Source organism: Kitasatospora phosalacinea (genome assembly GCF_000716545.1).
GTDB lineage: Bacteria > Actinomycetota > Actinomycetes > Streptomycetales > Streptomycetaceae > Kitasatospora > Kitasatospora phosalacinea.
On the sequence record NZ_JNWZ01000107.1, the window covers coordinates 1 to 12,114 of the forward strand.

Below are 12,114 nucleotides of genomic sequence, written 5' to 3' on the forward strand. Positions count from 1 at the left end.
CGACGTCACCGGCACCGGCCGCTACGTCCGGATGTACGGCACCGCCCGCACCACCCAGTACGGCTACTCGCTCTGGGAGTTCCAGGTGTACGGGACGGCGGGCACCGGCTCCGGCGGCGCGGCCTGCGGCACCCAGAACGCCGCGCTGGACCGGCCGGTGACCGCCTCCTCCGCCGAGAACGCCGCCTTCCCGGCCGCGGCCGCCGTCGACGGGGACGGCGGCACCCGGTGGTCCAGCGCCGCCGCCGACCCGCAGTGGATCCAGGTCGACCTGGGCTCCGTGCTGCCGGTCTGCCGCGTCTCGCTGGCCTGGGAGTCCGCCTACGCCACCGCGTTCCAGGTGCAGGTCTCCGCCGACGGCGCCACCTGGACGCCCGTCCACTCCACCACCACCGGCACCGGCGGCACCCGGACCCTGGACGTCACCGGCACCGGCCGCTACGTCCGGATGTACGGCACCGCCCGGGGCACCCAGTACGGCTACTCGCTCTGGGAGTTCCAGGTCTTCACCGGCGGGAGCGGCAGCACGCCGACGCCCACCCCGTCCCCGTCGCCGTCGCCGTCCCCCAGCGGCACCGGCACCGGCTGCGGCACCGTCAACGCGGCGCTCGGGCACCCGGCCACCGGCTCCTCCGCCCAGGACGGCAACCCGGCGTACGACGCCTTCTACGCCACCGACGGCAGCACCCTGACCCGCTGGTCCAGCGCGGTCGGCGACCCGCAGTGGATCGTGGTCGACCTCGGCGGGAGCCTGCCGGTCTGCCAGGTGGTGGTGCGCTGGGAGAACGCCTACGCCACCGCGTTCCGGATCGAGCTGTCCAACGACGGCGCCACCTGGACGAGCGTCTACTCCACCACCACCGGCACCGGCGGCACCCAGACGCTCGCCGCCACCGGCACCGGCCGCTACCTGCGGCTGTACACCACCGCCCGGGCCACCGCGTACGGCGTCTCGCTCTGGGAGCTGGCCGTGCGCACCGTCGGCGACAGGACCGTCACCATCCCGCCGCCCGCGCCGAAGCCCGCCCCGGGCAACTGCCCGTGGCTCAACCAGCCGACCGTGCCGGTCGCCACCCGGGTCGCCCAGCTGATGGGCGCGATGACCCAGCAGCAGAAGGACCGGATGCTGTACGGCGACGGCTCCGACGTCTACATGGGGCAGATCGCCGGGCAGCCCGAGCTGTGCATCCCCGACGTCAACCTGGAGGACGGCCCGAGCGGTGTCGGCGACGGGCTCGGCGGCGTCACCCAGTTCCCCGACGGGGAGGTGTCCGCGGCCACCTTCGACACCGACTACGTGCGCGAGTTCGGCGCGGCGGTCGGCCAGGAGTTCGCCGGCAAGGGCGTGAACGTCTCGCTCGGCCCGACGGTCAACATGGTGCGCGACCCGCGCTGGGGGCGGGCCTACGAGACCTTCGGCGAGGACCCGTACCTGAGCGGGCAGATCGCGAGCGCGGACGTCCAGGGCATGCAGAGCCAGGGCGTGATGGCCGAGGTCAAGCACGTGGCCGCGTACAACGTCGAGCAGCCCTCCGCGCCCGGCAACGAGATCGTCGACGCCCGCACCCTGCAGGAGATCTACCTGCCGGCCTTCCAGACCGCGATCGAGAAGGGCGGCGCGGCGGCGCTGATGTGCGGCTACAGCATGGTCAACGGCGAGTACTCCTGCCAGAACCCGGCGCTGGAGAACGTCGCGATGTACCAGCAGGCCGGGTTCCAGGGGTTCATCACCTCGGACTGGGGCGGCATCCACTCCACCGTGCCCTCGGCCAACGCGGGCGAGACCGTGGAGATGCCGTTCGACGGCTTCTTCTCCGCCCCGCTGCTGCAGGCCGTCGCCAACGGCCAGGTCAGCCAGGCGACCTTCGACGCCATGGTCTCCCGGGTGTTGACCCAGATGTTCCGCTTCGGCATGTTCGACAGGGCGCCCAGCGGCTCCAAGACCGCGATCGTCGCCACCCCCGCCCACCGCGCGGTCGCCCTGCGCGGCGCCGAGGAGGGCACCGTCCTGCTCAAGAACAACGGCCTGCTGCCGCTCGACGCCGACGCCGGCCGCTCGGTCGCCGTCATCGGCACCCAGGCCGGCCCCGGCACGCTCACCTCCGGCGGCGGCAGCGGCAACGCCACCAGCTCCGGCACCTACACCCCGCTGTACGGCATCCAGCAGCGCACCGCGGGGACGGGCACCACCGTCGCCTACAACGACGGCACCGACCAGGCCGCCGCGGTCGCGCTCGCCAGGTCCTCGAACGTGGCGGTCGTCTTCGCCGCCGACGACTACGGCCACGAGACCGCCGACACCACCACCCTGAACCTGCCCGGCAACCAGGACGCGCTGATCTCGGCGGTGGCCGCGGCCAACCCGAACACGGTCGTGGTGCTCAGCGACAACTCCGCGATCATGATGCCCTGGCTGGGCCAGGTCGCGGGCGTCTTCGAGGGCTTCTACCAGGGCCAGGAGTTCGGCGAGGCCATCGCCGCCCTCCTGTTCGGCGACGTCAACCCCTCCGGCCACCTGCCGATCACCTTCCCCGCCTCGCTCTCCCAGGTCCCGGCGAACACCCCCGCCCAGTGGCCCGGCACCGGCGGCACCGTCCAGTACTCCGAGGGCCTCAAGATCGGCTACCGCTGGTACGACTCCAACAACCTCACCCCGCTCTTCCCCTTCGGCCACGGCCTCTCCTACACCACCTTCGCCTTCTCCAACCTCCAGGTCGGCCCGCTCACCAACGGGAAGGCCACCGTCACCGCCACCGTCACCAACACCGGCACCCGCCCCGGCACCGAGGTCGCCCAGCTCTACGTCGGCGCCCCCGCCGCCACCGGCGAACCCCCGCGCCAGCTCAAGGGCTTCCAGCGGATCACCCTGAACCCCGGCGCCTCCGCCACCGCCACCTTCACCGTCTCCGCCCACGCCCTCGCCCACTGGGACACCGCCACCTCCCACTGGACCGCCACCGCCGGCACCTACCGGATCGCGGTCGGCGACAGCTCCCGCAACCTCCCCCTGTCCGCCGACCTCACCAACCCCGCCACCGTCACCGCCGACGCCATGGACTGACCGGCCGTCACCCGACCGCCGGGGGCACCCGACCAGGGTGCCCCCGGCGCCGTTTCCGCCCGGGTCAGCGGCGTTCCGGCCGGAGCCCGCCGACCCGCCCGGGGCGGGCCCGGGCGGGGGACGTCCGACCGTCAGGGCTCAGCCGAGCTTCCACTGCTGGTTGCTCTGCCCGCTGCAGGTCCACAGCTGGACCGGGGCGCCGTTCGCCGTCGACGCTCCGCTGACGTCGAGGCAGAGCCCGGACTGGGCGCCGGTGACCGTGCCGTTGGCGTTGCGGACCCACTGCTGGTTGGGCTGTCCGTTGCAGGGCCAGACGATCACCTTCGTGCCGTTGGCGGTGCCCTTGTCGCTGGCGTCGAGGCACAGTTGGCCGCTGCCGGAGTACACCGTGAGCTGGCCCGAGGGCGTGGCGGTCCACGTCTGGTTCGCGCCGCCGGAGCAGGAGTAGATCTGGGTCTGGGTGCCGCCGGTGGTGCTGGAGCCCGGGACGTCCAGGCACTTGCCGGCGCCGACGGCGTGCAGCGGCCCGGTGGTGGTACCGGTGCCCGCGGCGGTGCTGTAGCGGGCCGCGGCGATGTTGGCCTGGACGGCGTCGTCGGTGGCGTCGGACGGGTAGCCGCTGACGACGGCGCCCTCGTAGAAGGTCCCCAGGCTCTGGTTGGTGTTGCCGTTGCAGCAGTCGCCGCCGCTGCCCAGGATGATGGCGCCCTGCTGCTTCATCGGGCTGTAGCCGGGCGGGAGCGCGCCGTTCCAGAGCGTGGTGAGCCCGCCGGACTGGGCGTCACCGCCCTTCAGCGCGAACCGGGTGGTGCCGTTGTTCTTCAGCATCGCGGTGACGTAGCGGTTGGTGAAGGCCCGCTGGTTCTGGTTCCACGACGAGCTGCCGCCGGAGTACAGGCCGTACTCGAGGTCGGCCTGCACCCACGGGCCGGTCCCCGAGCAGCCGCCGAACCAGCAGCTGGTCCCGAAGTAGATGGCGTTCATGGCCCCGGCGCCGTCCGCCTTGCGGTCCGTCTCGCTGTTCCCGTAGTCGAAGCAGCAGCCGCCGTTGACGTGCACGCCGCTGGTCACCATGTACGCGCCCTGGGGGGCGCTGCCCCGCGGCATCCCGGAGGAGGACCCGTCGTGCCAGTAGCTGTTCCCGGGGTTGATGTAGAGCGAGTACGCCTTGGACCCGCCGAGCGTGAGGGCCTCGCTGGTGGCGTTGGCCGGGGTGTCGCTGCCCCCGGCGCCGCCGGGACCCTGGTAGGCGAGGTCGTTGCCGTGCCCGGACTGGTCGAAGACGATCGTGACCACGCAGGAGGTGCCGGCGCAGAAGGTGTCCTGGGCGGCCGCGTTGGCGACGCCCCCGGCGGCGACGGCGCCGATGTTCTGCGTCCGGCCGTCCGAGGCCCGCCGGACCTGGTAGAGCGCTCCGCCGTACGCCGAGTAGAGCGCGCGGGTCGTGGAGTGCGCGGCGACGCAGGGCGTCCCGCCCGCCGCGTAGAGGTCGCACGGGCCGGTGGTGGCGGCCTGCGCCGTGGTGGCGAGTCCTCCGGTGCCGACCGCAGTGCCGACCACCAGCAGGAGGGTGGCGAACACGCGGATCAGCGTGCGGAGCCGGGCGCGGGGCGGGGGTGCGGGCACGGGTCGTTCCGGACAGCGGGCGTCACGCATGGGGGCTCCCTGCGGCTCGTCGGGTGGGCGTGGGGCGGCGGTGGGACGGTGGGGCGGTGGGGCGGTGGGGCGTCGGCGGGGGCTTCACAGGGTCCACTGCTGGTTGCTCTGGCCGTTGCAGGTCCACAGGTCGACCAGGGCGCCGTTGGCGGTGGACCTGGCGGTGACGTCGAGGCAGAGTCCGGACTGGACGCTGGTGACGGTGCCGTCGGCGTTGACCTTCCACTGCTGGTTCGCCTGGTTGTTGCAGGTCCAGATCTCCACCTTGGTGCCGGGCGCGGTCTGGTTGTCGTAGGCGTCCAGGCACATCTGCGTGCCGCCGGAGTAGACGGTCAGCTGGTTGGAGGCGGTGTGCGTCCACTGCTGGTTCGCCTGGCCGCTGCAGTCCCAGATCTGCACCTGGGTGCCCGCGGTGGTGGTCGCGCCCGGCACGTCCAGGCACTTGCCCGCGCCGACCGCGCGCACCGGTCCGGTGGTGGCCGTTCCGCCGCTGGTGCCGCCGGAGACCCGGAACATGACGGTGCCGTGCGCCGGGACCGAGGCGCTGATGGTGCCCGCGGTGGTGGAGGTCGCCCCGGTCCACAGGTCGGTGAGGCCGTAGCCGGCCGCCCCGGTCTTGCCGATCGCGGCGGCGGAGGTGCTGATGGTCGCGGTCGATCCGGTCTCGTTGAACAGGGCCACCGAGACGTCGCCGTTGGCCAGCGGCTTGGCCAGCACGTCGAGACCGTTGACGGAGGAGACCATGGTGCCCTGCTTGCCCAGCGGGTCCTGGTCCACCGCTATGACCCGGGCGTTGGTGAGCGTGGACAGCGTGTTCGCGCTGGCCGAGGCGATGTTGGTGCCGGCGATCAGCGGAGCGGCCATCTCCGACCACAGGCTGAACTCCGAGCGGCTCTCGGTGTCGGTGAGGGAGCCGTTGCCGACCTCCAGCATGTCCGGGTCGTTCCAGTGGCCGGGGCCGGCGTAGGCGGCCAGCTTCACGTTGCTGTGGAAGATCGACAGCATGCTGGAGTAGCTCGCGTTGATGTCGCCCGTGGTGCGCCAGCTGTTGCCGACGCCGGCGCCCCAGGTCCACACGTTGTCCTCGCCCCAGTTGCACAGGCTCAGCAGGATGGGCCGTCCCGTCGCGGCCAGGGCGTCGCGCATCGCGGTGTAGCGGGTCTGCGCGGGCGCCTTGCTACCGTTGGGGCAAGAGTTCAGCGCGCAGCCCGGCCCGGCGTAGCAGTTGTCGTACTTCAGGTAGTCCACGCCCCAGGAGGCGAAGGACTGGGCGTCGGTGCTCTCGTGCCCGAGGCTGCCGGGGTAACCGGCGCAGGTCTGCAGTCCGGCGTCCTCGTAGATGCCCAGCTTCAGGCCCAGCGAGTGGACGTAGTCGGCGGTGCCCTTGATCCCGTCCGGGAACTTGGCCGGGTCGGGGACCAGGCGCCCGTCGGAGCCCCTGGAGTGGGTCATCCAGCAGTCGTCGATGTTGACGTACGCGTATCCGGCGCTCTGCATGCCGTTGTTGTGCATGGCCAGCGCCGTGGTCTTGATCAGCGACTCGGAGACGTTGCAGCCGTAGGCGTTCCAGTCGTTGAAGCCCATCTGCGGGGTGGTGGCCAGGCCGTTGCCCAGCGCGGCGGCCGGCGTGGCCGCGCCCGGGGAGAGCAGCGGGATCGCCAGCGACAGGAGCAGGGCCGGGAGCACGCACGCGAGCGTCCTCCACAGGCGGGATCGCGCCGATCGCCGTACGGCGCGCCGGTTCGGGTGGGGCATGTGGTCGCCTCCTGGCGGGAGTGGTGGGACGCGCGCGACCCGCGGGTGCGCGCGCCGGGAATGTGGTGGGGAGCGCTGCCCCGCGGGCGCGGCGGACACGTGCCGGTGGACGGATTCGGCACCCGGCGACGGGATTCCTCCGCGGACGGCGCGACGAATCGCGGGGCGGCGCGGGCCGCCGCACCGGAATTCACCGATCGGCCCCGGTGGAACAATTCAGGAATGCGCCCGGACGCCGAATTCCGGGCCGTCCCGGGCCCCGCTCGGATTTCGACCGGAAGATCCTCCGTCCGCTCCTCGCCGCCGTTCGACGGCGGGGCTCGCGTGAAAGTTTCCGCCCGCGCCGCCCGCGCTCCGCAGGTGGGCCGCCGCCCCCTGCGGCCCGCAGCGGCCGGACCCTGGCCGCGCGGCGGCTCCGACGGATATTGTTAGCGCTAACAATTTGCTGTGGAAGATCACCCTCTCGAATGTCCTCGGCGGTGGCGGTTAAGAGCGTCCAGCACCCCGAACCCCGTGTCAACCCTTCTCGCGGAAATGCCCTCCCTGAAAGCAGCGAGCCGCCCGCCCGATTCCCGGACGGGATTTCCGCGCGCGGGATTCACCGCATTCCGTGATCACCCGCTCTGCCGGACGGCCCGCCGCTCGCGCCGTCCGGCAGGCGGACCGGTTCCGGGCCCCCCGCCGGCCGCCGGCCGCCGGCCGCCGAAGGACGGTTCCCGCTGACACGGGATGCGTGGGAACGGGCGGTCACCACGGCGTCGGCCTCGCGCTGACGGTCGCGCTTCAAGCCAGTTATTCATACATACACACTGTTGCGGGGTCTGCTGGAACCCGTCCACCCGAGGACCCGTCCGGCCCGCCACTAGGGTGGCCCCATGGCGGACACCCCGACGGCAGCGGCACCCTCCACCGAGGCCCTGGACGCACTGGTCGACCACGCCTGCCGACCCCCCACCGGCGCCTCCCGCGCCAAGCAACTGCGCTGGGTCGCCGGGGAACTGCGCACCGCACTGGAACGCGGCGCGCTCCCGCCGGAAGCCGCCCGCTCCCTCGACGCGCTCCTCGCCCCCGCCGCCCTCGCCGCCTACCTCACCGCCGCCGAGCAGGGCCTGCTGCGCCGCAAACCCGCCGCCCGGCCCGAGCAGCCCTCGCCCGCGTCCATGCGCGTGCGCGAGAACTGCCTGCGCATCCTCGGCGCCCGGGCGGGCGTCCCCCTCACCCTCCCCGACCGCGACCCGCCGCCGGTCGAACTCCGCCCGGTGGTCACCGCCCGCCCCCGCAGCATCCTCCTGGGCCACCTGGAGAGCGCGGCCCGCCCCGGCCGCAGCGACGCCCGCAGCCGGATCCTCGCGATCATCGCCACCGTGCTGGACACCGGCTGCCGCGCCGGCGAACTCTGCGCCCTGCGCACCCGCGACGTCGACCTGCACCACGGCACCATCCGCCTCACCCGCCTCCCCCAGCACCGCGACCCGCGCACCCCGCCCGCCACCGAGACCGTCGCCCTCTCCCCCACCACCCTGGCCGCGCTGCGCCACTGGCTCACCGCCCGCGCCCGCCTCACCGTCCGCGACCCCGCCGAGCCCCCCGGCCCCGACAACCAGACCACCGACGCCCTGTGGGTCAGCATCGCCCCCAGCGGCCACCCCCGCCCCGGCCTGCCCCTGCACTTCCGCGGCCTCGCCCGCGCCTACGCCCGAGCCGTCCACGACCTCAACACCGACATGGCCGGACAACCCGGCTGGCACCCCCTCCCCCGCCGCATGGAACCCCTCCGCCGCGCCATCCGACTCCGACCGGACGACCCCGACGGCCCCGCCGACGCCACCGTCCTCCGCCGCGCACCCGCCCCCGACCCGGCGCGGTCGTCCTCGACGGGCACGTCGCCACCACCGGGCGGGCCGTCCGCCCCTGCGTGGTGAGCATGGCGGTCGAGCGCGCGGACTCCGCCGAACTCGTCCTGGACGAGCCGGGGTCGGACCCGCAGCGCTGCCCGCGCAACCCGGGCGCGGTGGTCTCCCGGCACCCGCACGGCCTGGAGCCCGTGCCGCCGATCGTCGGCTTCGACCCGGCCCGGGACTGCCGGAAGGCCTGCTGCGCACAGCGCTCCTCCTCCGAGACGTCGAGGCAGATCGCGACGAGGCCGGAGTCGGCGAGCACGCCGGGGTGGCCGGGGCGCAGCACACAGAACTCGTTGCCCTCCGGGTCCGCCAACACGTCCCACGGAACGTCCCCCTGGCCGATGTCGGCCCGCGTCGCACCGAGTGTGAGCAGGCGCGCCACCTCGGCCTCCCAGTCCGGCCCCCCGGCCAGGTCGAGGTGGAGTCGGTTCTTGTGCGCCGCCCTCGGCTTCGTGGTCGGCGCGAATCGCAGCCGCAGGCCGCCCGTCCGGCCCTGTGTCGCGTCCAGCCAGAAGCGGTCCATGCGCGCGACGTCCAGCGCGTCGATCACGATCCCGGTCAGCATCCCGTTCCCCCGAACCGTCGAACCCGCCGTCTGCTCATTGTCGCTGCCGCTGTCGGCGTCAGTGCCGGGGCCCCGAGGTCGGGAATGCGCAGCCGCCCCAGGTAGCGGCGGCGCCCTGCGGGAGCGGGCGGCGGCAGCGAGACCACCAGCTCCCACAGGTCGCCAGGAACAAGACCAGCAGGAACCCCAGACACCCAGTCGGCCAAGCTTGCCGAGCGCAAGACCCGCAGCTCACCTCCTTGTGAACGGTCAGCGATTTCCCCTGCTCCTGAGGCTTCGTGGTGACGGAATTGGCCAGGGTCGTGGTCAGGAGTCCCCCTGGGGAACTTGACCACGGCGGAAGCCTCAAATGCCCTCGATCGGGTGGTTTGACCCGCGAGTGATCGTTCCATCCGAATCATTCAAGTCCCCCTTGGGCGTCCCCGAGCCGGGTCGAGGGTCCTGACCGTCTCGGATGTGGGAGGCTCGCGTCCGTGATCGAGTCCTGGGCCTTCGACGACAGCACCGCAGTGACGTCGGCCGGCGCAGCACTGCAGAAGCTCCACGAACGGATCGCGGCTGGGCATCTGGAGAGCTGGCTGAGCAGCTCGACAGGGCGATCGTTGGGGCTCATCACCAATACCGAGCAAGCGATGATCCTTCTACTCGACGGCGAGGATGACCCCGGCGAGCACGCCGTCGACCCCGGTGCCACCGGCCAGAGCAGTGGCTTCGTCCTGGCCAACGGACAGCAAGACGACTACCCCGATCGCGACACGGTCTCCCTGGCCCAGGCACTCCAGGCGGTTTCGCACATTCTCACGACCGGCGACCCTCCCACCGATACCGCCTGGGCAGTCGACCGGTGAGTCACCCGGCCAGGACCTGGGGAATTGACCAGCACCCCTGGGGAATTGCGTGACCGTCCACACTCCTGTCGGCGTACACCCGGACGTGCACCGGCGGGTACGGCTCGACGTGCGCAGCCGCAGGGCCTCGCCGTGCTGCTGGCACCCGCCCGGCCGTGGCCTGTTCTCGCAAGACGTCGCTTGATCGCCGGAAGTCCAGCACCGAGGATACGCGAAGGAAGATCGACGGGGGAGGCACAGTGCGTCTGGGGACGGTAGCGGTGACAGGTGCGGCGGGGAACATCGGGTCCGTCGTGCGCAAGGCACTACGGGGTGGAGCGACGCGTGTGATCCTGCTCGACCGGGTGGCGCTGCGACCGGAGGCCGACAACGAGGACGTGTACACCGTCGACCTGCGCGACGCGGCTTCCGTGGAATCGGCGCTCGCGGGTGCTGATCAGGTGCTTCATCTGGGCGGTGTGCCGGACGAAGCGCCGCTCGCGGATCTCCTCGACGTCAACGTGCTCGGCACCCACCACGTGCTGGAGGCGGCACGGCGAACAGGCATCGAGCGGGTGGTGCTGGCCAGCAGCAACCGCGTGGCCGGCTTCTACCCGGTCGGGCATCTCACGAGGCCGCACGAGCCCGTGCGGCCTGACGGCCTGTACGGAGTGAGCAAGGCCGCCATCGAGGCCCTCGGGCAGCTCTATGCCGACAAGTTCGGCCTGTCCGTCATCTGCCTGCGCATCGGCAGCTTCGAACCCCTCCCGACCGAGCCCAGGCATCTGGCGACATGGCTCAGCCCGCGCGACGCCGTCGGCTACGTCCGGGCCGCGCTGACCGCCCCGCCCTCCACCCGCTTCGCCACCGTGTACGCGGTCTCCGCCAACACCCGCCGTTTCTGGGAAGTCCCGGACCCGGCGGTACTGGACTACACGCCCGTCGACAACGCCGAACTCCACGCCGCCGACATTCCCGGAGCCGGCCTCCCGGCCGACCCCGCGGCACCCCAGGCCGGCCCTTATGCCCTGCCCGAGTTCACCCTTCCGCACCTTCGGTCCTGACCGCACGGCCACCCACGGACAACACCCTCAACGCAGCCGGGCCCGACCATCGGGAGGCGCCGGCGTTGTGACGCACGGTGCACGTCCGCTCGTACCGGGCTGTGCACTTCCAGACGACCGTCGACACCTCATTCTGAAACGATCAGCAAGAGACCTGGCACACCCGGAACTCCCGCGGCGACGGGCTCGACGCCGTCGCCGTCCGGCGCGACCCGGCAGGCGTCACCGTGATCGCCGTGCAGGCCGGCGCACGGAGGGCGTCGTCGGCTCCGAGGTCGTCCGGGCCCCGGGCCCCGCTGGGCACCCTCCAGGGCAAGCAGGCCGCCCGCGGCGCCCTCGTCCCCACCTCCCGGTTCGTCAAGAGGCCGGGACGTGCGCTCTGTTCATGCGTGCCCGGCGCGCTGCGGGTGACTGGAAGGCGGTGGGCCGCTTTCGGGCGCGGTGCGTCGGCGTTTCCCGTCGGCGTTTCCCGTCGGCGGTCCGTGCACGCCGGTCAGCCATGGCCTCGCCGACAGCGGTCGTCCCGATCCTCGGCGGCGGCCCCGCACCCACCCGGACCGGGCGGATGTTCGGCGTCCTGGCGCGAAACCGCGTCCCGGCCGCGTTCTCCGTCAGGGGCGAACCGCCCACCGCGTCGGCACCCGGAGTGGCCCGTGCCGCAGCGGCCGCCGGCCATGAGGTGGGACTGCCCGTCTTCGCGCACGCCGATCTGACGCATGCGCCTCGACCTGGCCACCAGGCGCGCCGCCCAGACCGGGGCAAGGCCGGCCCCGGGCGCGCCACGGGTCGGCGATCGAAGCTCGCGCACGGCATGCTAAAGCGAATTAGCAAGAGATCTGACACTGTGTCAGCGATAACGAATAGATAAACAGTCACGTCAAGACACTTGTATTAGCAAGCGCGACGCCACCAGCATCGGCGGCCATGGAGATTCGATTTAGCACGCCAGAAACACGGAGGGAACCTCGTGCGTAGACACTCGGCCCCGCCGGGACGCAGCGTCGTCCTGCGCCTCCTGCTCGCGCTGCTGTTCTGCCTGCCCATGGGCTCGGTGCTGACCGTCCATCAGGCGGCTGCCACCACGGGCGACCTGGTGAATCCCGGGTTCGAGACGGGTGACCTGTCGGGGTGGACCGCGACCGGCAACGCCTTCCAGGGCGGCGTCAGCTCGGAGACCGGCTGGGGGTGGGGCTGCTGCTTCAACCAGCAGGGCACCTACCACCTGTGGGGCTTCAAGGCCGCCGGCGACGCCGGCACCGGCACCCTGACCTCCAGCCCCTTCACC

General features: G+C 72.4%; 6 protein-coding genes and 2 pseudogenes. 5 read left to right on the forward strand and 3 right to left on the reverse strand.

Features of this window, described 5'->3' with window-relative positions; genetic code table 11:
- Positions 1-3,061 (forward strand): glycoside hydrolase family 3 C-terminal domain-containing protein (locus OO48_RS32735; protein ID WP_051733326.1); only part of this gene is annotated, 3,061 nt, incomplete at its 5' end.
- A 138-nt stretch (positions 3,062-3,199) separates the two neighbouring features.
- Here OO48_RS32735 and OO48_RS32740 read toward each other — a convergent pair.
- Together OO48_RS32740 and OO48_RS32745 are read right to left on the reverse strand one after the other, a co-directional pair.
- Complete coding sequence (locus OO48_RS32740) at positions 3,200-4,642, reverse strand: arabinofuranosidase catalytic domain-containing protein (protein WP_245194898.1); 1,443 nt, start codon at positions 4,640-4,642, stop codon at positions 3,200-3,202.
- 159 nt (positions 4,643-4,801) lie between these two features.
- The gene (locus OO48_RS32745; RefSeq protein ID WP_051733328.1) at positions 4,802-6,472 is read right to left on the reverse strand and encodes a glycoside hydrolase family 27 protein; all 1,671 of its coding nucleotides are present in this window, start codon (positions 6,470-6,472) and stop codon (positions 4,802-4,804) included.
- An 875-nt stretch (positions 6,473-7,347) separates the two neighbouring features.
- Between OO48_RS32745 and OO48_RS40880 the strand changes: the two genes are divergently transcribed.
- The gene (locus tag OO48_RS40880; RefSeq protein WP_033223001.1) at positions 7,348-8,394 is read left to right on the forward strand and encodes a site-specific integrase; all 1,047 of its coding nucleotides are present in this window, start codon (positions 7,348-7,350) and stop codon (positions 8,392-8,394) included.
- 268 nt (positions 8,395-8,662) lie between these two features.
- On the opposite strand, the pseudogene OO48_RS40885 reads toward OO48_RS40880, so the two are convergent.
- Positions 8,663-8,938 (reverse strand): annotated as a pseudogene (locus tag OO48_RS40885) (VOC family protein); the annotation flags it as partial.
- A 473-nt stretch (positions 8,939-9,411) separates the two neighbouring features.
- Here OO48_RS40885 and OO48_RS40435 point away from each other — a divergent pair.
- The 3 genes and pseudogenes from OO48_RS40435 to OO48_RS32770 form a co-directional block, all read left to right on the forward strand.
- Complete coding sequence (locus OO48_RS40435; protein ID WP_033223003.1) at positions 9,412-9,786, forward strand: hypothetical protein; 375 nt, start codon at positions 9,412-9,414, stop codon at positions 9,784-9,786.
- Positions 9,787-10,079: 293 nt separating this feature from the next.
- On the forward strand, positions 10,080-10,829 hold the full coding sequence (locus OO48_RS32760; RefSeq protein ID WP_245194900.1) for an NAD-dependent epimerase/dehydratase family protein: 750 nt from the start codon (positions 10,080-10,082) through the stop codon (positions 10,827-10,829).
- Between the two features lie 967 nt (positions 10,830-11,796).
- A pseudogene (locus OO48_RS32770) lies at positions 11,797-12,114 on the forward strand (hypothetical protein); the annotation flags it as partial.

What these genes read in the sequence shown, in the direction of transcription:
- OO48_RS40880 (WP_033223001.1), top strand. Translation starts at nt 7,348, where the DNA reads ATGGCGGACACCCCGACGGCAGCGGCACCCTCCACCGAGGCCCTGGAC.
- OO48_RS32745 (WP_051733328.1), bottom strand. Translation starts at nt 6,472, where the DNA reads ATGCCCCACCCGAACCGGCGCGCCGTACGGCGATCGGCGCGATCCCGC.